The 26,251-nt window shown below is 57.4% G+C and carries 15 protein-coding genes (1 of these 15 running past the window's edge); 2 read left to right on the forward strand and 13 right to left on the reverse strand.

All coding sequences use genetic code 11. The features are described from left to right. Together RBB77_RS00435 and RBB77_RS00440 are read left to right on the forward strand one after the other, a co-directional pair. Nucleotides 1-7,121: the end of a beta strand repeat-containing protein gene (locus RBB77_RS00435; protein ID WP_353064215.1), read on the forward strand. The gene continues 22,564 nt to the left of window position 1, outside the view; only the last 7,121 of its 29,685 coding nucleotides appear in the window; its start codon lies beyond the left edge, outside the window; its stop codon occupies nt 7,119-7,121. Nucleotides 7,122-7,151: 30 nt separating this feature from the next. After that, nucleotides 7,152-7,772, forward strand: a complete 621-nt coding sequence (locus tag RBB77_RS00440) for an outer membrane beta-barrel protein (RefSeq protein WP_353064216.1) — start codon at nt 7,152-7,154, stop codon at nt 7,770-7,772. 27 nt (nt 7,773-7,799) lie between these two features. Here RBB77_RS00440 and RBB77_RS00445 read toward each other — a convergent pair whose 3' ends face one another. From RBB77_RS00445 to RBB77_RS00505, 13 genes are all read right to left on the reverse strand, one after another. After that, nucleotides 7,800-10,352 carry a glycoside hydrolase family 31 protein gene (locus tag RBB77_RS00445; protein WP_353064217.1) on the reverse strand — a complete coding sequence of 851 codons (2,553 nt, stop codon included), beginning with the start codon at nt 10,350-10,352 and terminating at the stop codon, nt 7,800-7,802. A gap of 543 nt (nt 10,353-10,895) precedes the next feature. Then, a complete protein-coding gene (gene kdpC / locus RBB77_RS00450) occupies nt 10,896-11,468 on the reverse strand; it encodes a potassium-transporting ATPase subunit KdpC (RefSeq protein ID WP_353064218.1) in 573 nt (190 codons plus the stop codon). Nucleotides 11,469-11,476: 8 nt separating this feature from the next. Then, on the reverse strand, nt 11,477-13,516 hold the full coding sequence (gene kdpB / locus RBB77_RS00455) for a potassium-transporting ATPase subunit KdpB (protein ID WP_353064219.1): 2,040 nt from the start codon (nt 13,514-13,516) through the stop codon (nt 11,477-11,479). A gap of 25 nt (nt 13,517-13,541) precedes the next feature. Next, entirely contained in the window at nt 13,542-15,317 is a 1,776-nt protein-coding gene (kdpA, locus tag RBB77_RS00460) for a potassium-transporting ATPase subunit KdpA (RefSeq protein WP_353064220.1), read from the reverse strand. Nucleotides 15,318-15,332: 15 nt separating this feature from the next. After that, complete coding sequence (gene kdpF / locus RBB77_RS00465) at nt 15,333-15,419, reverse strand: K(+)-transporting ATPase subunit F (RefSeq protein WP_353067705.1); 87 nt, start codon at nt 15,417-15,419, stop codon at nt 15,333-15,335. A 513-nt stretch (nt 15,420-15,932) separates the two neighbouring features. Further along, nucleotides 15,933-16,793, reverse strand: coding sequence for a DUF1003 domain-containing protein (locus RBB77_RS00470; RefSeq protein ID WP_353064221.1), 861 nt, complete (start codon nt 16,791-16,793; stop codon nt 15,933-15,935). A 164-nt stretch (nt 16,794-16,957) separates the two neighbouring features. After that, on the reverse strand, nt 16,958-18,331 hold the full coding sequence (locus RBB77_RS00475; protein WP_353064222.1) for a sensor histidine kinase: 1,374 nt from the start codon (nt 18,329-18,331) through the stop codon (nt 16,958-16,960). Nucleotides 18,332-18,362: 31 nt separating this feature from the next. Continuing rightward, nucleotides 18,363-19,766 (reverse strand): sigma-54-dependent transcriptional regulator, encoded by a 1,404-nt coding sequence (locus tag RBB77_RS00480; RefSeq protein WP_353067706.1) that lies wholly within the window; start codon nt 19,764-19,766, stop codon nt 18,363-18,365. Nucleotides 19,767-19,785: 19 nt separating this feature from the next. After that, nucleotides 19,786-21,681, reverse strand: coding sequence for a TolC family protein (locus RBB77_RS00485; RefSeq protein WP_353064223.1), 1,896 nt, complete (start codon nt 21,679-21,681; stop codon nt 19,786-19,788). 14 nt (nt 21,682-21,695) lie between these two features. After that, nucleotides 21,696-22,403 carry an ABC transporter ATP-binding protein gene (locus RBB77_RS00490; protein ID WP_353064224.1) on the reverse strand — a complete coding sequence of 236 codons (708 nt, stop codon included), beginning with the start codon at nt 22,401-22,403 and terminating at the stop codon, nt 21,696-21,698. 78 nt (nt 22,404-22,481) lie between these two features. Beyond that, on the reverse strand, nt 22,482-25,025 hold the full coding sequence (locus RBB77_RS00495) for an ABC transporter permease (protein WP_353064225.1): 2,544 nt from the start codon (nt 25,023-25,025) through the stop codon (nt 22,482-22,484). 55 nt (nt 25,026-25,080) lie between these two features. Next, nucleotides 25,081-25,521, reverse strand: a complete 441-nt coding sequence (locus RBB77_RS00500) for a hypothetical protein (RefSeq protein ID WP_353064226.1) — start codon at nt 25,519-25,521, stop codon at nt 25,081-25,083. Beyond that, nucleotides 25,518-26,237, reverse strand: a complete 720-nt coding sequence (locus tag RBB77_RS00505; RefSeq protein ID WP_353064227.1) for an ABC transporter ATP-binding protein — start codon at nt 26,235-26,237, stop codon at nt 25,518-25,520. Before RBB77_RS00505 ends, RBB77_RS00500 begins: the two co-directional genes overlap by 4 nt. Between the last annotated feature and the right edge of the window lie 14 nt (nt 26,238-26,251).

Below are 26,251 nucleotides of genomic sequence, written 5' to 3' on the forward strand. Positions count from 1 at the left end.
TCCAGGCCACCTCCAGCATCCCCGGCTCCTTCACCTACAGCCCCGCCGGTGTGTTGAACGTCGGCCCGGCAGTCGCCGTCATCGCCACCTTCACCCCCACCGACACCACCGACTACGCCGGACAGTCCGCCTCCGCACAGATCACCATCACCCCCGCCGTCCTCACCGTCACCGCCAACAACGCCACCCGCGCCTTCGGCGCCGCTGACCCGGCCTACTCCGCCACCCTCACCGGCTTCGTCAACGGAGACACCACCGCCTCGGCCACCACCGGCTCCGCATCGCTCACCTCCACCGACACCGTCACCAGCCCCGTCGGCAGCTACCCCATCACCGCTGCCGCAGGAACCCTCTCCGCCAAGAACTACACCTTCACCTACGTCAACGGAACCCTCACCATCACCCAGGCCACCGCCTCCGCCTACACCATCACCTGGAAGAACCAGACCGCGGTCTACGGCACCGCCCTCGGATCCGCCACCCTCCAGGCCACCGCCAGCATCCCCGGCTCCTTCACCTACAGCCCCGCCGGTGTGTTGAACGTCGGCCCGGCAGTCGCCGTCATCGCCACCTTCACCCCCACCGACACCACCGACTACGCCGGTCAGTCCGCCTCCGCCCAGATCACCATCACCCCCGCCGTCCTCACCGTCACCGCCAACAACGCCACCCGCGCCTTCGGGGCCGCTGACCCCGCCTACTCCGCCACCCTCACCGGCTTCGTCAACGGAGACACCACCGCCTCGGCCACCACCGGCTCCGCATCGCTCACCTCCACCGACACCGTCACCAGCCCGGTCGGCAGCTACCCCATCACCGCCGCCGCAGGAACCCTCGCCGCCAAGAACTACACCTTCACCTACGTCAACGGAACCCTCACCATCACCCAGGCCACCGCCTCCGCCTACACCATCACCTGGAAGAACCAGACCGCCGTCTACGGCACCGCCCTCGGATCCGCCACCCTCCAGGCCACCGCCAGCATCCCCGGCAGCTTCACCTATAGCCCCTCCGGAGTGTTGAACGTCGGCCCCGCGGTCGCGGTCATCGCCACCTTCACCCCCACCGACACCACCGACTACGCCGGACAGTCCGCCTCCGCACAGATCACCATCACCCCCGCAGTCCTCACCGTCACCGCCAACAACGCCACCCGCGCCTTCGGCGCCGCTGACCCGGCCTACTCCGCCACCCTCACCGGCTTCGTCAACGGAGACACCACCGCCTCGGCCACCACCGGCTCCGCATCGCTCACCTCCACCGACACCGTCACCAGCCCCGTCGGCAGCTACCCCATCACCGCTGCCGCAGGAACCCTCTCCGCCAAGAACTACACCTTCACCTACGTCAACGGAACCCTCACCATCACCCAGGCCACCGCCTCCGCCTACACCATCACCTGGAAGAACCAGACCGCGGTCTACGGCACCGCCCTCGGATCCGCCACCCTCCAGGCCACCTCCAGCATCCCCGGCTCCTTCACCTACAGCCCCGCCGGTGTGTTGAACGTCGGCCCGGCAGTCGCCGTCATCGCCACCTTCACCCCCACCGACACCACCGACTACGCCGGTCAGTCCGCCTCCGCCCAGATCACCATCACCCCCGCCGTCCTCACCGTCACCGCCAACAACGCCACCCGCGCCTTCGGGGCCGCTGACCCCGCCTACTCCGCCACCCTCACCGGCTTCGTCAACGGAGACACCACCGCCTCGGCCACCACCGGCTCCGCATCGCTCACCTCCACCGACACCGTCACCAGCCCGGTCGGCAGCTACCCCATCACCGCCGCCGCCGGCACCCTCGCCGCCAAGAACTACACCTTCACCTACGTCAACGGAACCCTCACCATCACCCAGGCCACCGCCTCCGCCTACACCATCACCTGGAAGAACCAGACCGCCGTCTACGGCACCGCCCTTGGATCCGCCACCCTCCAGGCCACCTCCACCATCCCCGGAAGCTTCACCTATAGCCCCGCCGGTGTGTTGAACGTCGGCCCTGCGGTCGCCGTCATCGCCACCTTCACCCCCACCGACACCACCGACTACGCCGGTCAGTCCGCCTCCGCCCAGATCACCATCACCCCCGCCGTCCTCACCGTCACCGCTGATAGCTTCAACCGGCCCTACGGAAGTGCCAATCCGACCTTCACAGGAACCATTACCGGAGCGGTCAATGGAGATACATTCACCGAGAGCTTCTCCACCACCGCCACGACGACTTCCCCTGCAGGCTCATACCCCATCGTTCCCACTGCAGTCGGTACCGCTCTCTCGAATTACACCGTTGTCGCCACCAATGGAACCCTCACCATAGGCAAAGTAACTCTCACCGTCACCGCTGCCAACGCCACCCGAGCCTACGGAGCCCCGAACCCGCCCTTCTCCGCATCCGCAGCCGGCGCCCAAAACGGCGACACCTTCACCTTCTCCGAGAGCACCACCGCCACAGCCACTTCACCCACGGGCAGCTACTCGATCGTTCCCGTTGCCACCGGTGCCAACATCAACGACTACAACGTCGTCTATGTCAACGGAACATTGACCATCACCTCGGCCACCCTCACCGTAACCGCCGCCGATGCCAGCCGTCCATTCGGCGCCGCTAACCCGGCCTTCTCCGCATCTGCAGCTGGCGCCCAAAACGGCGACACCTTCACCTTCACTGAGACCACGACTGCAACAACGTCATCGCCAATCGGAACCTATCCAATCGTCCCCGTCGCATCTGGCGCGAATCTATCGAACTACACCGTCACCTACGTCAACGGAACACTCACTGTCGGCAAAGCCACTCTCACTGTCACCGCAGCTGACGCCAGCCGTAACTATGGCGTAGCCAACCCGGCCTTCTCCGCATCTGCAGCCGGTGCGCAAAACGGAGATACCTTCACCTTCACGGAAACCACCCCGGCAACCATAGCGTCCGCACCTGGCACCTACGCCATCATCCCGACCGCGACAGGCGCCAACATCGGCAACTACACCGTCGTATACGTCAACGGCACTCTCACCATCGGCAAGGCAACCCTCACCGTCACAGCAGCCGACGCCAGCCGTAACTACGGTGTAGCCAACCCAACCTTCTCTGCCTCCGCAACCGGCGCGCAGAATGGCGACACCTTCACCTTCACCGAAACCACCCCGGCAACCATAACCTCTGCACCTGGCACCTACGCCATCATCCCGGTAGCCACAGGCACCAACATCAACGACTACAACGTCGTATACAACAACGGCACCCTCACCATCGGCAAGGCAACCCTCACCGTCACAGCAGCCGACGCCAGCCGTAACTACGGTGTAGCCAACCCAACCTTCTCTGCCTCCGCAACCGGCGCGCAGAATGGCGACACCTTCACCTTCACCGAGAGCACCCCGGCAACCATAACGTCTGCACCGGGCACCTACGCCATCATCCCGGTAGCCACAGGCACCAATATCAACGACTACAACGTCGTATATAACAACGGCACCCTCACCATCGGCAAGGCAACCCTCACCGTCACAGCAGCCGACGCCAGCCGTAACTATGGTGTAGCCAACCCGGCCTTCTCTGCCTCCGCAACCGGCGCGCAGAATGGCGACACCTTCACCTTCACCGAGAGCACCCCGGCAACCATAACGTCTGCACCGGGCACCTACGCCATCATCCCGGTAGCCACAGGCACCAACATCAACGACTACAACGTCGTATATAACAACGGCACCCTCACCATCGGCAAGGCAACCCTCACCGTCACAGCAGCCGACGCCAGCCGAGCCTACGGCGCTCCAAACCCAACCTTCTCCGCGTCTGCCAGCGGCGCTGCCAATGGCGATACCTTCACCTTCTCCGAGACCACCTCTGCCACGACGAGTTCCCCAGTCGGAAACTATCCCATTGTTCCCACGGCTTCCGGAGCAAATCTTTCGAACTACACCGTCGTTTACGTCAATGGAACTCTCTCGATCGGGCAGGCCTCACTGACGGTCACAGCCGCCAACGCAAGCCGCAATTACGGAGCTCCTAACCCGGCCTTCTCTGCATCAGCCACCGGAGCACAGAATGGCGACTCCTTCACCTTCTCCGAAACTACTACTGCCACGCAGAGTTCTCCTATCGGCACCTACTCAATCGTTCCGACTGCAACCGGCGCTAATATCAGTAACTACACAGTCGTCTACGTCAACGGCACTCTCACCATCGGCAAGGCAAACCTCACCGTCACTGCAGCAGACGCAAACCGCACTTACGGTGTAGCCAACCCGACCTTCTCAGCTTCCGCCACCGGAGCACAGAACGGCGACACCTTCACCTTCACTGAAAGCACCCCGGCAACCATAGCGTCTGCGCCTGGCACCTACCCCATCACCCTGGTAGCCACAGGCACCAACATCAACGACTACAACGTGACCTACGTCAACGGCACTCTCACCATTGGCAAGGCAAACCTCACCGTCACTGCAGCTGACGCAAACCGCACTTACGGTGTAGCCAACCCGACCTTCTCTGCTTCCGCCACCGGAGCACAGAACGGCGACACCTTCACCTTCACTGAAAGCACCCCGGCAACCATAGCGTCTGCGCCTGGCACCTACGCCATCACCCCGGTAGCCACAGGCACCAACATCAACGACTACAACGTGACCTACGTCAATGGAACTCTCACCATCGGAAAGGCAACCCTCACCGTCACCGCGGCGGACGCCAGCCGCGCCTACGGTGTAGCCAACCCAACCTTCTCAGCTTCCGCCACCGGCGCTGTCAATGGCGATACCTTTACCTTCTCCGAGACCACTTCTGCCACCCCAGCCTCGCCGGTAGGAACTTATGCAATCGTTCCCACAGCCACCGGCACAAATCTCGCTGACTACAACGTCGTCTACAACAACGGAACTCTCACCGTCACTCAAGCCACCCTCACGGTCACAGCCGCGAACGCCACCAGAACATACGGCGCCGCGAACCCAGCCTTCTCTGCTAGTGCGGCTGGCGCAGTAAACGGCGATACCTTTAGCTTCAGCGAAAGCACTTCGGCCATTGCGACCTCTCCTGTTGGCACGTACGCTATCGTTCCGCTGGCATCGGGCACCAACCTCAGCGACTACAACGTCGTCTACGACAATGGAACTCTCACTATCACCCAGGCCACCCTCACTGTCACCGCTGCCGATGCGAACCGTACGTACGGTGCTCCAAACCCCGCGTTCAACGCATCCGCAACCGGCGCGCAGAATGGTGACACCTTTAGCTTCAGTGAAACAACTACGGCAACTGCAGCGTCCCCTGTTGGCACTTATCCGATCGTTCCCACAGCCGCAGGCACCAACCTCACCGATTACAACGTCGTCTATGTCAACGGAACCCTGACAGTAGGCAAAGCGACCTTGACCGTCACCGCTGCCGACGCCAACCGCACCTACGGATCTCCTAACCCCACCTTCACTGCCTCAGCAACGGGAGTCGAGAACAGCGACACCTTCACCTACACCGAAACCACCACCGCCACCACCGCGTCGCCCGTAGGCACCTACCCAATCGTTCCTGTAGCCGCTGGAGCAAACCTCAGCAACTACAACGTCGTGTACAACAACGGAACTCTCACCATCGGCCAGGCAACCTTGACCGTTACAGCAGGAAGCGCCAGCCGCATCTATGGCTCTGCAAATCCTGCCTTCTCTGCGACATCCATCGGTGCGGTCAACGGCGACACCTTCGTCTTCACCGAAAGCACGACCGCAACTCCTTCCTCTCCGATCGGCAACTACCCCATCGTGCCCGTCGCCACTGGCACAAATCTCGCTGACTACAACGTCATCTACAACAACGGAATTCTCACCGTCACTCAAGCTACGCTGACAGTCACAGCCGCAAACGCTGGCCGCGAATATGGCACGCCCAACCCGACATTCACGGCCACTACCGTAGGAGCAGTCGACGGCGACACATTCACCGTCACCGAAAGCACCACGGCTACGATCGCTTCGGCAATCGGAACCTATCCCATCGTGCCTGTAGCCAGCGGCACTAACCTCAGCGACTACAACGTCATCTACTCCAACGGAACCCTCACCATCAATCAGGCCACGCTCATCATCACTGCTAACAGCTTCACCAAGCTCTACGGCGAGCCCAACCCAGTCTTCACCGGCACCATCACCGGACAATTGGATGGAGATACCTTCACCGAGATCTTCTCCAACTCCGCAAGCACGCTCTCTCAACCAGGGCAGTATCCGATCATCCCCGCAGCAACCGGAACCAATGTCACCGACTACCTGCAGACCGTGAATAACGGAATGCTCACCATCAACAAAGCACCCACCGTCACCACGCTGAGCCTCAGCACAACCGACATCCATTTCGCTCTACCGGTAACCTTCACCGCTAACGTCGCCTCCACAACCTCCGGAATACCGACTGGAACAGTCACCTTCTTTGACAACGGCAACCCACTCAACACAGCTACCCTCAGCACCAGCGATGTCGCGACCTTCACCACCACGGGTCTCACCGTAGGCGTCCATACCATCACGGCCGTCTACAGCGGAGACGTTGATTTCACCTCCAGCACCGCCTCTGCCGCATCAGGTGCTACCACCATCACCATCGAACCGCTCGACTTCACCATCGTCCTCACCAGCGCCCAGACGGTCGAAGGCATCTACGGTACCACCCGCCAGTACACCTTCCACGTAACCCCCGTCGGCGGCTACTACCCCGGAACCATCAATCTCTCCGCCAGCCCAAGCGGCCCCATCCTGGCCACTTACACCTTCTCGCCGTCGAGCATCGACCAGTACGCTGGCCCAACCGACATCACCCTCACCGTCGCCACCCGCAAGCTCGCCTCCGTCGAATCGCAGCAGGATCGTTCACGCCGGCTCTCGCACATCGCACTCGGCCTCTTCCTCCTCCCTCTCCTCGGCCTGCGCTACTCGCGTCGCTCCAGCCGCAAACTCACTCGCCTCATCATCCACTCGCTCCTCATCCTCTCCTCGCTCGGAGCCATCGGGACCCTCACTGGTTGCGGCTCAGGTTACTTCGACCGCACTTACCCAATAGTTGTAACGGCCAACAGCAACGGAATACAGCACACTGTAAATGTGGAATACCACATCGATCAGTCCCCACAGTAAAAACCATAAGCTTCAAGAGAGAACACCCGCATGAGCAACAAAGCCTCCTCAAAGAAATTCGCAAAGCTGGCAGCAGATCTCCTCCCCGGACTCAAGATCTCTGCCCTGCTCTGCCTGATCAGCTTCGCCGGTGTCCGCCTCCACGCCCAGGCGCTCCCCACCGCCACCAGCGCCGGAGTCCTTCAGGCTGGCGGCGAATTCAACTACGCCGACTCTGACTACGTTCCGCAAAAGATCAAAGGAGGCGGCGCTTACGTCAACTTCGACTTCAAATACCACTATGGAATCGAAGCCGCGTTCCACCAGATCAATGACCCCAATCCCGCCACAAATATCTATGAACGTACTTTTGAAATCGGGCCGCGCTACGTCTTGCACTTTCACAGAATCGAACCCTTCGCGAAGGGCATGTACGGACGCGGCATCTTCAATTATCCGGAGGTCCCCAGCCTGACCCCCGGTGGCCCCCCACAAGGCAACGCCGCAAACCTCGCCTACAACATGGCAGCGGTCGGCGTAGGAGTCGACTATCGGCTCCTATACTCGGTCAACATCCGAGTGGAATATGAGTTTCAAAAATGGTTCGGCTTCCCGCCCAATGACCTCACCCCACAGGTCCTGGGAATCGGCGCCGCCTACCGCTTTCACTAGAACTCACGAAACATCAGTAGACGAAAACTACTTCGCAGCGATCTCTAACTCCCCGCCCTCCGCCTTCTCCGGCAGCGTGATCGTAAGCGAGTGCGCCGACTCATCGAAGCGGAACTTCGAAATCGCCTCCCCGCCATACGTAACCTTCCCCGGCGCAGACTTCCAATCGAAGACCGTCACCTCGACCTCATTCCACCACGGCTGAAAGCTCCCCTCCCGCGCTCCCACACGTAGACGCAACCCACCGTCCGCCGAATCGCAGCTGTACTTCACGCGCAGAAAATCCTTCTCTTTGTACGCGAAGCTGATCCCATCATCCTGGTACAGCGAACCCTCACAGCTGTCTCCCGGATAAACCTTCAACGTAAGCGGACCATTCGGCTTCTCCTGCGTGCTCTGCACTAACGGCGCAAACGGCAGAATCGAACCTGCCCGCACAAACACCGGCAGCACATTAATCTCCGGCGTAATCTTGATCGACTGCAACGCCCCCACTCCGAGCGCCGCGCCAGTGCTCACCGCAACTGCTTCGCGCGGCGCACTGGCGATCTTCGCCCCAGTCCAATAGTCGTACCAGCCAACCGGAGGAAACGTCACCGCATAACTATCGGGTGCCTCCGGATAAGGTGCAGGGGCAATCAATAAATTCGACCCCAGCATAAACTGATTCCCCGCATCAAGATCTAGCGGATGCTTATCCGCGGTCGCATCCGGAAACTCCAAAAACAACGGCCGCATCATCGGCACACCGGTACGCGAGTTCTCCTCCGCCAGCGTGTACAGATACGGCAGCAGCCGATATCGATCCTCGATATACCGACGCCGAACCGCCTCTACCTCTGGACCCCCAACCCACGGCTCCTGGTCAGCCGTAAACTTCTCCGTATGGTCGCGATAGATCGGATTAAACTCCCCCACCTCAATCCACTTCGTCAGCAGATCTTGCGTTGACGAACCCGCATAGCCGCCAATATCGTCGCCCGCCATCGAAAACCCGCTCAGGCCAAGATTCAAAAGCATCGGCGTACTCAAGCGAAGATGATTCCACGTGCTCGAGTTATCGCCAGTCCACGTCGCAGCATAGCGCTGACCACCCGCGTAGGTCGCACGCGTCAAAACAAACGGCCTCTGCTGTGGCTTCAACTTCAACAAACCCTCATATGTTCCACGCGAGTTCTCCATCCCGTAAACGTTGTGAATCTCCGCGTGGCTCGCAGACCTCGGCAAAAATCCCGGCTCATCGATCCGATGCACCACATCCAACGGCATCGTCTTTGAAGCCACTTCAAACACCGAAGGCTCGTTCATGTCATTCCAGAACCCGGCAACTCCTTCGTCATAAAACTGCTTGTAAAGAGTTCCCCACCACTCACGCGACTGCTTCCTCGTGAAGTCCGGAAAGACCGAAGGGCCCGGCCACACCTTCCCCACAAAGACCGATCCATCCGGATTCTTCACGAAGTGATCTCCTGCAGCCCCTGTATCGTAAGGCGCATACCCCTGGTTCGCTCGATCCGCAATATGAAGATCCGTAATCAACACCAGGTTGAAGTGCTTGTCCTTCAACTCCTGAACGAATTCAGGAAACTTCGGAAACGTCTCCTTGTTCACCGTGAACGGCGCATTCCCCACCTGAAAGTCGATATCGAGATAGAGCGCATCGCACGGAATCCTGTCCGCACGCATACGATCCGCCACTTCACGCGCCCGCGCCTCAGTCATATACGAATACCGCGACTGCTGAAAGCCAAGCGACCACTTCGGAGGTAGAGGCGTCAGTCCAGTCAACCACGCATACCCCTCCACCACCTGCTTCGGCTTCGGACCATAGATAAAGTAGTAGTCAACCGGTCCGCCATCGGCCCCGAACGAGTAAGTATTCACGTCCTCTTTTCCGAAGTCGAAGCTCGTCCTCCACGTATTGTCCAGAAACAAACCATACGATCTGCCGGCGTTGTCCGCGAGAAAAAACGGAATTGCTTTATAGAGAGGATCGCTGCTCTCCTGAAAACGATATTGATCCGTGTTCCACATCTGGTACGTGCCGCCTCTGCGATCGAGCGGACCAATCTTATCGCCCAGGCCAAAGTAATGCTCTTGCTCCGGCATCCGCTTGTAGACTCGGAATCGATCGCCATGAAACTCGACCGGCTCCGCGTCCTGCAACAAAACCGCACCGCTTCGATCGCTGATCGTCAGTCGTGAGGTCGCCCGGTCCACCGACACCTCCAACACCGTCGTCTGAAAACCAACCTTGTCTCCCTTCGCTGAATAAGCTGTCGCGACCGAGCTTGTGCGAGCACCCGCAAGCACAGCCCACGAAGCATCCTCCGGCATCTTCTCCGCCTTCGAAACTCGAACCCGCAGAACATCCTCTCGCAAAGCAGTTATTTCAATTCGCGCCTTACCATCTCTCACATCCACACCGTTAGGCAGCGCCGTCGCACCCGTCACACGACCCAGAGATGTCAAATCCGAGGCTTCGGTCTTGGCGCTCTGCGCCAGCAGACACGGCATATTCAACACACAACAAAAGAAACCCAGAGCGACGGCCAGTTGTCCGAATCGAGGTCTATGCATATTTTTTCTTTCAGCCTTCAGAAGCGAGAGTCAGACTCTAAAAACGTTCGAGTCCCAAGGCAACATTATGCACTCACGTCCAACCTCGCCATTGTGCGTCATCTCCGCATCACAAAAGACCACCGCGATGACGAACAAACCTCGAGCGCCTAACAAAAATCGGTACAGGAAACACGGCCGACCCGCCCGCTTGTCTCCCCCAAGCGGTCTAGTCGCGACTAATGAAAAAACTTGTCAAGTCCCCAAATCACTAAAACCCGCGCCCATCGCGCAGATTAGCGTGGCGTATTAGTTAGGGTCAAACCGTTATACTGAGTACACAAACAAGAAAGCCCCGGAACAGCTCCGGGGTTTTTTATTGAAAGCCGATAAGTCGTCTGGAAAGACGAATTTGCGTCTAACCCATCTGGAATGACGATTTTGCAACGATCAAAAATCGTATAAGCCTGAGGATAAACGACTTAGCGGGGACACCCCCCGGGGGGGGACACCCCCGGGGGGGGCACCCCCTTAAGTCAGATGAACTGATCGAGGTAGGCTGGCCTACTTCGAAGGAGCCATATCGTCTAGATCCATATTGAGCAGTAACACATTCACGCGCGGCTCCCCGAGGAACCCAAGCTGCCGCCCTTCGGTATGCTGCGCCACCAGCCGCCGCACCGCATCCTCGCTCAAGTGCCGCTCCCGAGCAACACGAGCCACCTGAAACTCCGCACCAGCCGGCGTAATGTGAGGATCGAGACCCGATCCCGAAGCAGTAACCAGGTCGATCGGCACAGCGACACCAGGATGATCGAGCTGTAACGTCGCCACGTCCCCGGCCACCCGGTCAACTAGCTTCTTGCTCGTCGGTCCAAGATTCGATCCGCCCGAGTTCGCAGCATCGTATCCATTGCCGGCCTCCGAAGGACGGGAATGAAAGTACTGCGGAGCCGTAAACGACTGACCGATAATCCGAGACCCAACCAACTGCCCATTCTTATAGATGAGCTGCCCGTTAGCCTTGTCATGAAACAGAACCTGCGCCAGCCCGGTCACGACAAACGGATAAACCAGACCGAACAGCACAGTAGTCACAACGGTATAAAGCACAGCGGTGATCAGATTGCGACGCATAAAATTCCTTACGCCAGGTGAATGGCAGTGATGATGAGGTCGATAATCTTGATCCCGAGAAAAGGAGCTACAAGGCCACCGACACCATAGATAAACAGATTGCGCTGCAACAACGCCTCCGCCGACATAGCCTTATAACCAACGCCCCGCAGAGCCAGCGGAATCAAGCCGACAATAATCAGAGCATTGAAGATCACCGCAGAGAGAATTGCGGACTCCGGTGTCTTCAGGTGCATGATGTTCAGCGCATTCAACACCGGGAACGTCGCCGCAAACATCGCGGGAATAATCGCAAAGTATTTCGCAACGTCGTTCGCAATCGAGAACGTAGTCAGCGCGCCACGAGTCATCAGCAACTGCTTGCCGATCTCCACAATCTCGATCAGCTTCGTCGGGTTCGAGTCGAGATCGACCATATTTCCCGCCTCCTTCGCCGCCTGCGTTCCGGTGTTCATCGCAACACCCACGTCGGCCTGAGCAAGCGCAGGAGCATCGTTCGTACCGTCGCCTGTCATCGCGACCAGTTTGCCTTCAGCCTGCTCGCGGCGAATGAGGTCCATCTTGTCCTTCGGCTTCGCCTCTGCCAGAAAGTCGTCAACTCCTGCCTCGCGCGCGATAGCCGCCGCAGTCAGAGGATTGTCCCCCGTAATCATGATCGTCCGAATCCCCATCGACCGAAGCTGCGCAAACCGCTCCTTCATCCCGCCCTTCACAATGTCCTTCAGGTGGATCACACCCAGCGCCTGCCGATTCTCAGCCACCACCAGCGGCGTCCCCCCGCTGCGAGCAACCGTCTCAACCGCCGCCCGAACCTCATCCGGCAAACTTCCTCCGTTCTCTTTCAAAAACGCAGCGATAGCATCCGTCGAACCCTTCCGAATAATTCGCCCATCAAGGTTCACGCCCGACATTCTCGTCACCGCGCTGAACGGCACAAACTCCGCCTGCAACTCGCTCAACTCTCGTCCGCGAAGACCATACAATTCCTTCGCCAAGACCACAATGCTTCGTCCTTCCGGTGTCTCATCCGGAAGCGAAGACAACTGTGCTGCATCTGCAAGCTGATCCTTGCTCACACCAGGCGCAGGTATAAACTCAGCAGCCTGACGATTGCCCAGCGTAATCGTTCCCGTCTTGTCTAACAGAAGTGTGTTTACATCACCAGCTGCTTCCACAGCTCGCCCAGACATCGCCAGCACATTGTGCTGAACCAGACGATCCATCCCAGCAATCCCAATCGCCGAGAGCAAGCCGCCGATCGTCGTCGGAATGAGACACACCAGCAACGAGATCAGCACAAACACCGTCTGCGGCGCATTGGAATAGATCGCAATAGGCTGAAGCGTCACGACTGCAAGCAGGAAGATGATCGTCAACCCGGCAAGCAGGATATTCAGAGCGATCTCGTTCGGCGTCTTCTGTCGCTCGGCACCCTCAACCAGCGCAATCATACGATCAAGGAACGTCTCGCCAGGATTCGACGTGATCCTCACCTTGATCTGGTCCGACAACACCCGCGTTCCACCCGTCACCGCCGACCGGTCTCCACCAGCCTCCCGAATTACCGGCGCAGACTCACCCGTAATCGCCGACTCATCCACCGAAGCAACGCCCTCTATCACTTCGCCATCGCCGGGAATCATATTACCGGCAACAACGAGAACCTGATCCCCGGCTCGCAGATGCGAACTGGGGACCTCCTCCGTGCTTCCATCCGTGCGAAGCCGCACTGCGGTCGTCTCCGACTTTGCACGCCGTAGCGCGTCTGCCTGGGCCTTTCCGCGGCCCTCCGCCATCGCCTCGGCAAAGTTTGCGAACAGCACCGTAAACCAAAGCCACAGCGTAATCTGCAAATCGAATTGAAACGAACCGCGATGCGACAAAGTATCGCGAAGCAGATAGATCGTAGTAATCACGCTGCCGATCTCAACGACGAACATGACCGGGTTCTTCATCATCGTGCGCGGGCTCAGCTTGACTAGAGCGTCAATCAACGCGCGACGTACAATTTTGGTGTCCCATAAGGAGCGTTTGCGGGTATTTGCCATTGTTTGTCTGCTTTTCTCTTCTGGACTAGAAGCTTTTGCCAGCGTGCATCAGTAAGTGCTCAAGAATAGGACCGAGCGAGAGTGCGGGGAAGAAGGTAAGTGCCCCCACAATGACAACCACACCCACCAACAACACTGTAAAGAGGGGTGTATGCACAGGGAAGGTTCCTAGAGATGGCGGAACAAGCTTCTTCTTCGCGAGACTGCCCGCGATAGCAAGCATCGGAACGATCATCAGGAATCGGCCGATCAACATCGCTGCGGCCAACGACAGGTTGTACCAGTGAGTATTCGCATTGAGCCCTGCGAAAGCAGATCCGTTATTTCCAGTCGCCGAGGTGTAGGCGTAAAGAATCTCCGAAAGACCGTGCGGCCCGGCGTTCGCAAGGGAAGAGAGCCCAAGATTCGGCATCATGAGCGCCACTGCTGAAAAACCAAGGATCGAAAGCGGAAAAATGAGCACGTACAGCATGGCCATCTTCACGTCATAGGATTCGATCTTTTTTCCTAAATATTCGGGTGTGCGCCCCACCATCAACCCGGCAATAAAGACAGCCAGGACGACGAAGATCAGCATGCCATAGAGTCCGGCTCCCACACCACCGAAGATCACCTCACCCAGCATGATGTTAACCATCGGGACCAGACCACCCAGCGGCATGAAGGAATCGTGCGTCGAGTTCACAGCACCGCAACTGGCGTCAGTTGTTACAGTCGCAAACAAAGCAGAATTGGCGACGCCGAAACGTACCTCTTTGCCTTCCATATTGCCGCCGGCCTGCGTTAACGAAGCACGCTGGTCGACTGAGTGGAGGAGTGGGTTCGACTGCGCCTCTGCGTAGTACGCCACGAATACGCCAACAAGAAAGAGTACAGCCATCGCAGCAAACACAGCCCAGCCATGCTTCGGCGCTCGCGTCATCCGTCCTAGAGTGACTGTTAGCCCAGCAGGTATCACAAAGATTGAGAACATCTGCATTAGGTTAGAGAGCGGAGTAGGGTTCTCAAATGGGTGAGCGCTGTTTGCATTGAAAAAACCTCCCCCGTTTGTTCCAAGCATTTTGATCGCCTCTTGCGAAGCAACCGGGCCTTGAGCAATGCTCTGCGTCGTCAGGGTCTGCGTCACTGTCTTACCATCTGCACCGGTCGCGGTTGTAGTCTGCGACTGCACAAGCTTTGCCTGATCGTAAGGACGAAGATTCTGCACTACACCTTGAGAGATCAGCAGCAGTGAATAGATTAGACAGCCAGGCAACAACACCCATAAGGATGCGCGTGTTGCGTCGACCCAGAAATTTCCTAGAGTTTTCGACTCTCGTCTTGCAATTCCTCGAATTAGCGCAACGGCCAATGCCATACCGGCGGCCGCTGAAAAGAAGTTATGGTAAGCAAGCGTGAGCATCTGGGTCAGATAGCTCATTGTCGTCTCAGGCACATACGACTGCCAGTTCGTATTCGTCGTAAAAGAGGCCGCGGTGTTCAACGCAAGATCTGGAGCCACAGCCGCGAGATGCTGAGGGTTGAGAGGCAACAACTGCTGCAGGCGCTCAATTGCATAAGTTGCAAGCATCGTGACCAGACTGAAGAGCAGCATGACAACCGCATACTCAGTCCATGCCATCTCATGGGTTTCCTCGACGCCGGTCAGCCGATAAATCAGTCGCTCGATCGGGCGAAAGATAACATCTGCCCGGGTCCGTTCATGCTCGAAGACGCGAGCCATATACAAACCCAGAGGCTTTGCACAGACCAGCACCAGTGCAAAAAAGAAGAAAATCTGAAACCAACCGTTCGCTGTCATGATAACTACTTCCTCTTAAAACTTTTCAGGGCGCAGCAGCGCATACACCAGATAGATCAGTAACGATAGGGTTACAAGGCCAAGCAGCAATGTCTCGATCATCCCTGCTTCTCCTTGATCCCCAACCGATCACACCCCATCGTGTAGCTGATCGCGACCAGGAAAAACAGCACGCTGGCACCTATACATCCCAAATCCCACATGGTCCTGCCTCCAACCGGAAGTCTTACGTCCTAATCCACCACAGAGTCTCGATCAGTCACCAAAATTGAGCCACCTGCACAGGACGAAAACTTCGCGCTTCCGCACGTCGTCCTTATTCAAGCAGCCGACACATAAAGAAAGTGTAGAAAGCTCGTAAAGAAGTCGTATGTGGTGCGGAGCCTGACAACCACAGCCATCTGATCGCGTTTGTCAAAGCCTTCGGCCTTGACCGCACTCACCTGGGCAACTGTCGCGTGCTGGGGCCCCAGGATCTTTGAGATCGCACTAGTTAGGTCCTTTATCACTTGCTGCAATTGACTTGTGCATTTGAATCTGAGCAGCTCCCGCGATGAGCCCGGTCGATCGCCTACGCGCTCCCATCAACGCCGTCCGGTCTATATCCGCTCGCCACTACGGAACTCGATCGGGCTGATTATTCAGCTTTAGCTGCTCCCGCAATAGATCATCAACATCGCCGATTTTTTCCGTGAGAAGATTCAACTTGCTCGATAGGTTTTGGATCTCGGATTCAGCACGAAGATTCACGTCATAGTCCAACTCGCCACGCACTCTGTCTTTCGTGTCCTGACGATTTTGGCTCATCATAATCACCGGTGCCTGGATAGCTGCCAGCATCGACAGAAACAAATTGAGCAAAATAAATGGATAGGGGTCCCACGCTCTCCCCTTCAAGGCCACATTTGCGGAAGCATAAATTGAAAGCGCAACTCCGAATAAGATGATGAAGGTCCAGGACCCACCGAATCGCGCGACAGAGTCGGCGATGCGGTCTCCAAAGCCCATCTCCTCTTCGATCACTTCATTCGAGTTTCGGCTGACTCGAAGCCGTATCAGCGCTTGTGACGCATGAAATTGACGGCTTACGACAGTTAGCATATCCATTCCCGCCATCGGCTTCTGCTGCAACAATGCAGCGATATCGTCGCGGCTCACTTGGACACAGGTTGTCTCTTCCATCGCCAGCGCCGTGGTTTGATGTGGTGTATCTTCAAGCATCGAGGCAAAGCCGAAAAACTCGCCATCGCGCGGTTCATCCACGAGCACCTCCTGATGATCCCGGTCTACCGTTGTCACCCGCACTGCGCCTGACATCATCACATACGCATGTCTTCCGGGTTCGTCCAGCTTGTAGATGCGTTGCCGCGCAGCAAACTTTTTAATCTGAACTTGCGCTGCCAAAACCGCTATCTCTTCGTCGTCAAGCAGCGCAAACAGAGGTATCTGTCTTAGTTCTTCCGCCTTGCAAGCCATGATGGTTCACCTCATTTGGATCCTGTGCTATTTTGCACGCGAAACATGCACTCGACATATTATCTTTGTCTCAGTCGCTCTCAAAAGAGCGTATAGCGCTCCACAGCGAGAACTCTGGAAGAGGGACGGCTCAAAGTAAATTCAAATCGACAGCACCCGGGTCATCATCCGGCAATCGGCAATCGAAGTTCAGCCCGGCACCCACCGTGACCACCCCTGCGGTTCGCCAGTTGCACCGATCCTCGATGCGCCTGAGCAATCTGCTGCGCGAGAACCAAACCAATTCCAGTTCCACCCGGCTTGGTCGTATAAAACGGAACGAACAGGTTGTTCGGGTTGGTCAGCCCCGGGCCGTTGTCCAGTACCTCGATAATGACCTCTGAGCCTGCAGTACCCCACACGATTTCTACGTGTGGTTCACCCTCACCAATCTCATCTGGACTCAGCGCAGCGTCGGCCGCATTGCGTACTAGATTAATCAGTGCCTGTTCAATATGGTCAGCATCCACCTGCACCACAACATCTGCCGCTCCTTCAACGGTCACGACGACCCGCCTCTCCAACAGCGCGACCCTTTGCGCCAAGGCCGCTACCGACACTGACGCCAGTCGGGGCGCCGGCAGCCCCATCAACTGCCGATATGCCTGCAGAAACCGATTCAGCGACTCCGCACGATTCTCGATGACCTCGAGGCCTCGCTCAAAGTCGGCACTTTCCCCAGGTGCATTGTTCAACGTAGCGATCCGTCCACGCAGACTCCCAGCGATCGACTTGATGGGCGTCAACGAATTGTTGATCTCGTGACCCAGAACGCGAATCAACCTCTCCCAGGCGAGTCGCTCCTCTTCCCTTAATGCAGCGCTCACATCCGACAGCACGAACAGCGTATGCGGAATGCCGCGAAGCCGGAAGCCTGTTCTTTTCACCACCCACCGCACCGACTGCTGCCCGCTCCCCAGAGACATCACGTCCTCGTCCGCTACCTCGAGTAGCTGTGCCAGATTCAACTCCGCTGCTGTGTGCCCAAGCGCTATCTGTACTTGCAACCGGAATGCGTTCTCCCCCGCTGCATTCAGAAGCTTCAATCTTCCCTCGGGATCGAACGCTAACACCGGAGATTGCATCGAATCCATCACGCGCTCGACCAGCGCCATGGCCTCTAATGCGCCCGCACGTTGCGCCTGCAGCATTCCCGCAAGTCGATTGATCTCAAGCGCCAGGTCGCCCATCGCATCATTTCTCCTACCTCCCCTGGCCCTGAAAGAAAAATCGTCCTCCCGCAACGCTGCCACCACGTTCGCCAGCGTCTGCAGCGGCCGAATGATCTGCTCCATCAGAACGGATACAGCAAAAGCCCATCCAAGCGTGAGGCCAAGCAAAACGATAATCTGCAGAAGAGTCTCGACTGAATGTTGTCGTAGCTGAAGCCAGCACAGAAGCAGCAGCAACAGCCCAGGAAGATAGAGCCACAGGCGCAGTCTCTTTTCAAAACTCAGCCGTCGTGCCGATCTCCCCAGCGGCATACGGGTCCGCCTCACGCTACCGCCGGATATCTCCTCATCTGGATCTTCAGAGACCATATTTCTCGATACGGCGATAAAGCGCACCTCTGCTCAATCCAAGCGCATCAGCCGCATGGCTCACATTACCACCTGCACGGGCGAGCGCCTTGCGAATCAAGATTGCCTCGACTGACTCAAGGCTCATCTCATCCATGCTCTGTGCCCCTCCCCGCTGCGTATTTAACCCCAGGTCCGCGGGTTCAATATGCACTCCCCGCGCCATCAGAACCGCGCGTTCGATCGTATGGTCGAGCTCGCGCACATTACCCGGCCAGCCGTACTGCAGCATCATCTGCAGTGCAGCCGGCTCCAGCCCCTGAATCGGTCTGCGATAACGTGCAGCATATCGTGCCATAAAGTGCCCGGCCAGTGGCGGTATGTCCTCACGCCGTTCCCGAAGCGGTGGCAGGCTTATTTCAACTGTGTTCAACCGAAACAACAGATCTTCACGGAACCGCCCGGCTGCACACTCTGCCCGCAGTTCTGCATTAGTTGCAGAGAGCATCCGTACATCTACCTTCTGCGTCTTTGAAGATCCTACGCGCTCCAGTTCTCCCGTCTCTAACACTCGAAGCAGCTTCGCCTGCTGCCGAACCGGAATATTCGCAATCTCATCAAGAAAAAGCGTTCCCCCGCTCGCCAGTTCAAATCGTCCGATGCGATCTGCACGAGCGTCAGTAAAAGCGCCCTTCACATGTCCGAACAGCTCACTCTCGAACGTCCCCTCAGGCAACGCTCCCGTGTTCACAGCGACAAGTGTTCTCTCCGCACGCGAAGACAACCGATGCAGGGTCTGCGCCACAATTTCTTTCCCCGTGCCATGCTCGCCCGTAATCAACACATTCGCATCCGATGGACCCACCCGAGCCATCGTCTCCAGCACAGGTCGCATCGAAGCCGCAGCTGCAATGAAATCCGGAGCTCCGGGTGCCCGCAGGATCCGATTCTCCGCCTCCAACCACCGCATTTTCTTCTGACTGCGATGCAACTCCATTTGAGTACGCAGAATACTCAGCAGCCGCGCATTCTCCCACGGCTTCTGAATGAAATCTCCCGCACCACGGCGCATCGCTTCCACCGCAAGATCAATGTTGCCCCACGCCGTCATTACCACGACCGGAAGCTGCGCATCGATCTCCTTAACTCTCGCCACCAGATCCAGTCCCTCCTGGCCAGAGGTCGTATCCCGCGTGTAATTAAGATCGATCAGCACGCCATCGAAGCTCTCATGCGCCAGGGCGTCGAGCACCAACGCCGGTGTTCGAACCATCTCCAACTGATAACCTTCCGGCTTCAACAATAGCCGGAGCGCCTCCAGTATATGGGGTTGATCATCCGCGATCAGGAGCCTGCACGACGCCTCTGCATCTTCCGCCCCCGATTCGTTCTTAACAATTCGCTCCGCCAGCATGGTGACCTGCTCCTGCGCGCTACTGCCCACTAGGGGCGATGCCCGTCTTCGCTGATTCTATCGAAATATCGTTTGCTTCCAGCGTAGAACCGACCGCGCGATCCACCTCAATCTTAGCCTTCTGATACGCCGTCATCGCTGCAACCAGCGTTGACTCCGCCGCTGCCAGATCGCGCCGCGCCGTCAGAGTCTGGTAGTTCGACCCCGCCCCTAGCTCCTGCTCCTTCGCGGTGATGTCAAAAGTCTTCTGTGCCAGATCGCGTCCTTTGCGGGCTGAAACCACCCGAGCCTCACTCTGCTCCAACGCATATTGAGCGTTCCGAACCTCGATGCGAATCTGCTTCTTCAACTGCTCCGACCGGAGCTCCGACTGCCTCGTCTCCAACTCAGCTCGATATTGGTCCGACTTCGCGACGCGATTGCGAAGCGGCACATTCACCGTCACACCAACATAATAGTCAGGAGCGCTATTGTTGAAGGCAGTTCTCAACGATCCGGCTAAGTCCGGTGGCGAAGTCGAGATCGTACCCGACGCAGGGTTCTGCAAACCCGCCAACCCCGAGCCTCCATAATACGCAGTCAAGGCGACCGAAGGCAGCAATGCATTGCGCGCCGCATCACGGCTCAACCGTCTGTTTTCAAGATCGATATCTGACTCGCCCAACTCCAGTCTGTCCTTCAGCGCACGCGCCGTCATATCTTCAGTCGGACCCTGCGGGGTCGTGTCCGTCATCGCGCTCTGATCGGTCGGACGTACCGGCATCGCTTCTAAATTAGGATCGTCAAGGTTTTTCGTGAGCGCATTTTTTATTAGCAACTCCTGAAACTGCAAGGTCGTCTTCGCAATTGTCAGGTCCTGTTCGCGGCTCGCCTCTTCTGCCTCGTCCTTCATCACATCCATCGCAGGAATCGCCTGCAGTGCAAGTTGTTTGCGTCCGCTCTCCAGCGTCTGACGAGCAAATTCGAGCGACCGGCTCTTCACGCCTTCGTCCTCGTACGCGGCCACCAGATCCCAATACATATTCGCGATCTGCGTCACCGTCGTCACTACCTGCAATTTGAACGCCTCGTCCGAGATCCGCTGATTATTCTTGGCGATCCGCAAAAATCGTAGGTTTGGCCCGAGGCCGAAACCTGCCAACAGCTGCTGCTGCAGCGCAATGTGATAGTAAGTGTTCAGCGCTGGGACAAGAAAGCTCTCCGGACTGTTTGTCGTTCCACGGTTGTTGTCGAAGACCGCCGATATCGACGTCCCAGTCGGAAAGGCCTGCGTGTAGCCGATATTCCCCGTCGTTGTATTTTGCTGCAGCTCTGGAACTCCGTAAACGACGGTATTCGACAGTGGCTCCGCAAAGTGTTCGATACTGAAGGTCCCCGAAATCGCGGGATCATACGAAGCAACGTTCGTACCCGCACCGAGGGTTGACGAGACAAGCCCGGATGCTCCAGAACCCGCACCGCCAGCACCCCCTGAAGTGCCTCCGGCTCCCGCTCCACTCGGCCCTGGACCGAAGCCGCCCACTCCACCACCAGGCGTATTCTGAACTACGCCCGTATTGACTCCGCGAAACGAACCGCCCGCCTGTGTGCGCAAAACATCGGCTGCCGCGATCGGAATATTGTATCGAGCGATCGCAATATCGAGATTGTTTTCAAGTGCCAGCGAGATCGCATCCTTCAAACTCAGTTCAAGCACACCATCTTTCACCAGAGCATCGATCCGCGGCGAGTTCGCCAGATTCGGCTTGGGAACCAGTGTGGCGCGGAACGAGTTCAACGGATTGTCGGAATGCGGAATATCCAGGCGCAACGCGGGCTGGGTCGCCGCAGGTACGGTCTGGGTAACGGTTGCCTGCTGCACCTGTGCCAACAAAGGCACCTCCAGCAAAACCAGCATGCTGAAGCAACGAAGCACTGAAGAACTCCCCTTCACGCTCGCACCCCCGCCCCTTCAGCTGCCACAAGACCTGCCGTATCCCGCGAGAGCCACCCATCGCGCAGTTCAATCGTCCGCGTGCCATACCCCGCATTCGTCTCCGAGTGCGTCACCTGCACTACCGTCGTACCTTCCTCATTCAGCTTGCGAAACAATTGCATAATCTCATTTGCTTGTTCTGAGTGCAGATTGCCCGTGGGCTCATCGGCCAGCAAAAGATTTGGCTTATGAATAACGGCCCTCGCAATTCCCACCAACTGCTGCTGTCCACCCGAGAGCTGGTTCGGGAACAAATCTTTCTTCCCCACAATGTTGAAGCGATCCAACGTATCCGCCACCAGAGCCTGTCGCTCAGACTTCGGAATATCCTTATACGACAACGGCAGATCGATATTTTCCGCTACAGTCAGATCGTCCAGCAGGTGATAACTCTGAAACACCATCCCAATTCTTCGCCGCGCGAGTTCGGCTCTCTGCTTCCGATTCATCGCGTGAACCGCCTCACCAGCGAAATAGAACTCTCCTCTCCATTGATCGTCCAGCATAGCCAGTACATTTAGCAGCGAAGATTTACCCGCTCCAGATGGACCCATCACAGTTACAAATTCGCCCTCACGGATCGTAAGATTGATGCGCCGCAGCACCCACGTTTCTGTATGGCCCGTCTTGTAACTCCGTTCCAGTTGTTTCAACTCAATCATTCTCTGCTCCGTTTCAAAACTTTCGTCGAGCCGGCTCGGGGGATCAACAGCCGCAACAGTCAATGCCGTTTGGCTTCGCTACTCAGTCCGCAGAGCCTTGACCGGGTCAGTGGAGGCCGCACGCCGCGCCGGGATCAACCCAGCGACGCACGCCGAAACAACCAACACTACAATCGCTCCTGCAAAGATCACGGGGTCCTGCCCGCCAGTTCCGTACAGTTGTGTCTTCATAAAGCGAACGCACAGCAACGCCACCGGCAATCCGATCACAAGCCCAACTCCAGCCTGCAGCATGGCCTCACGCAACACCATACTCACCACTTTGCCGCGTCCAGCGCCGAGCGCCATCCGTATCCCGATCTCCGAGGTTCGCCGTGCAACGGTATAAGCCGTCACACCATACAAACCGACCGAAGCCAACACCAATGCCAACGCTCCAAACATCAGCGTCAACCGCGCAATCAACCTCTCCTGGCCAAATTGGCCTTCAATCTGAGTGCCAAAGGTCTTGAAATCGGTAACTGTGAGGTTTGGGTTGATACTTGCAAGTGTCCGTCGAACCTGTGCCTCCAATCCTTCCGAAGGACCTCTCATCTGCAGCATAATCGCGCCTGCAAAGAGTGACCGCACATCCGCATTGTCCGACAACGGCGCATGTTGCAGAAAGGGTCGGAAGTACATTGGCCGAACAGGCTCACGTGGATCGACATACTTCACATCTGAAACCACGCCAACAATCTCGATTTCACCCGCGCTCTTGGCTCCATCCAGGCCGAAGTGTATTCCGATCGGGTCTTCGTTCTTCGCAAAAAACTTCTTCACAAAAGTCTGATTCACAACGGCCACCATCGGCGAAGTAGCCGTGTCCTGGTCGGTAATTCCGCGGCCTCGTAGGACCTGCTGCCCTATCACCTGAAAGAAATCCGGCGTCACGCGATCCCACGACGCGCCGATACGATCGTTCGGCCCTGGCTCAGGATGCCCTTGAATCGTAACTCCCTCACCCCAATTATCACCTTCGAGCGGAGTGTAAAGCGACAATCCCACCCGTTCCACTCCCGGCAGCGCCCGAAGTCGCGTAAGCATCTCTCCATACAGAGCCTGTAACTGATCCGGCTTGTAGCCGGCATTGTCCGGACTGATATGGATCACAACGCGATTCTCAGTCTGTAATCCAAAGTCCTGGTGCTCAAGCTTGTTCAGGCTTTTGGTCAACAGCCCCGCTCCCACAAGCAACACCAGCGACAGCGCCGCTTGGACCACCACAAGCGTTCGCTGCAACAAGGAAGCACTGTCCCTGGTGGAACGATTGGCACCTCGAAGCGCCTCCGCTGGCTCGGAGTGAGAGGTAATCCATGCTGGCGCGATCCCGAAGACCAGACCCGTAATCAACGACAAACCAAACGCAAATCCCAGTACCAGAAGCGAGGGACTCGCATGAATCGGGAGGCCCGGAGAATCCGGAAATGCTAGCGCAAGCAACATCCGCGTTCCTGCGTACGCCACTGCAAGTCCAGCAACGCCGCCAAGGCACGCCAGAACGATGCTCTCGGTCAGCATTTGGCGAATAATTCTCTTCCGCGCTGCACCAAGCGCCATTCGAATTGAAGTTTCAGCTCGTCTGGACATCCCGCGGACTAGAACAAGGTTTGCAATATTCGCACACGCGATCAGCAGAACCAGCGCGGAGATACCCATCAGAAGCACGAGGCCACTTCTGTAATCGGCCTGCATATTCGCAATCCCAATCCCACCCGGAATCAAGATTACGTGAGTCTTCGGCAGCGCCTTCTTTCCCTCCGCATCCTGATAAGACTTTATTGGGACCAACCAGTCACGCAACAACGCACTCATCTTTTCTTGCAGCGGACCGATTTGCGTGCCCGGCTTGACGCGACCAAGCACATAGAGCCAATTTGACTCAGGACGCTTTAGCAATGCACCAGCATCGAGAATTGGCTCTTCGTTCAACGGAAGAAAAAAATCAGGCGGTGTATCACTCATTCGGTCGCCGTAAAACGAAGACGGACTAATCCCTACCACCGTCACCGGATGTGTATTCAGTTGAAACGTGCTCCCGACAACAGAAGGATCCATCGCATAGTCGCGTTGCCACGCCCTATAGCTCAACACCGCCGCCATCGGCGCTCCCGGCGCATCATCAGACGGTTCCAGAAGCCTTCCGGAATAAGGCTTCAGTCCAAACGTTTGAAAGTAATTCCCCGAGACGAACTCACCGGCCGAAGCCTTTGACAAACTGTTGCCCGATCCGCTTCGCGCAGTAAGAGTGCCTTGACCGATCCCCGCCTGCATCGCAGCCAGTTGCTCAAATTCAGGAGTGCTATCGCGCAAGTGTCGGTACAAATCGTACGAAAACATCGAATAGTCTTGGCCCTCGGGCCGTCCTCCCATCACGCAGCAATCATCTTTATCGCCCAGACGTACCAGACCCTTCGGATCGCTCACCGGCAGGTTCTGCAGCAGTACCGCATGCACCAGCGTAAAGATCGCTGCGTTCGCGCCTATCCCAAGCGCAAGCGTCAGAACCGCCGTCAGAGTGAATCCCGGCGCCTTTCGCAACTGTCGCAGTGCATACGTCACATCCTGCATCAACCCGTTCATCTTCTGCTCCTTCCGTTCCGCGCATTCCATCAGATTGATCGCGGCCCCTCGTCTGTTACGCTGGCCGCCTGACAACTCCAAGGCGACAGCTCTTGCTTTTTTGAATCTCTTTTGTCGAACGCGCACATTCGTAAGCCATGGGAGCAACCCTGATACCCGTGGTTCCCATCACGTAGTCTGCAACCTCGCGCTGGAGATCCGCTACCCAGCTGCGGGCTACACACCATCTCCGTTGCCCTTTGCTGATCGTCTTCAGCGTCGAAGTCACGACTGTCCGCATTACCTTGAGCTCTGTCTGCGCAGCGGCGGGCAGCGTCGTCTTTTGGCAAGTCGGTCGTTCATCCGTCCTCACGCTCTCCATCAGGCCGATAGCAGCAACATTGAGCGCGACGCCGAGCACAACCACCGGCACCACATTCATCGCAGTTCCCGACATGCCAATCGCCCCGCACATCTGCTGTAGGAACAGCCTCATGTCCTCGATCAGTGTCATCATCCCTCTACCTCCGCTAAGAGTCGATTTAGCTCACCCTCCGCAACAACCTTGCCGTCGAACAGATGCACCTGACGCTCTGCGTGTGCCGCAAACCGTGGATCGTGCGTCACCATGCAGATCGTCGCACCCTCTGCGTGCAACTCCTGCAACAGCTTCATCACGGCCTCGCCATTCTTCGAGTCAAGATTTCCCGTAGGCTCATCGGCCAGCAGGATCGACGGCGAACCCGCCAACGCCCGCGCCACAGCTACCCGTTGCTGCTGACCACCTGAGAGCTGCGCTGGATAATGCCGCATCCGGTGTGCCATATTCACGCGCTCAAGCGACTCCTGCACCCTCTTCTTGCGCTCTGTCGCAGGCATTCCCGCGCGATAGGTCAGTGGCAGCTCGACATTCTCGGCAACAGTCAGATCGCCAATCAGATTGAAACTCTGAAAGATAAATCCAATCTCCTGGTTTCGAATCCGCGAACGATCTGCAAAGTTCAGATTCGCGACTTCTTTACCGTTCAGCGTGTACCCGCCGCCGGTCGGCGTATCCAGCAATCCAATAATCGACAGTAACGTGGACTTCCCGCATCCCGATGGCCCGGACATCGCCACATACTCTCCACGATTGATATTCAAATGCACACCCGACAGCGCATGCGTCTCAATCTCATCCGTGTAAAAAATCTTCTTCAAGTCCTCAATCTGAATCATCGTATCCGTCGCCATCCCTGCTCTCCTTT

The organism is Tunturibacter psychrotolerans (assembly GCF_040359615.1).
Lineage (GTDB): Bacteria > Acidobacteriota > Terriglobia > Terriglobales > Acidobacteriaceae > Edaphobacter > Edaphobacter psychrotolerans.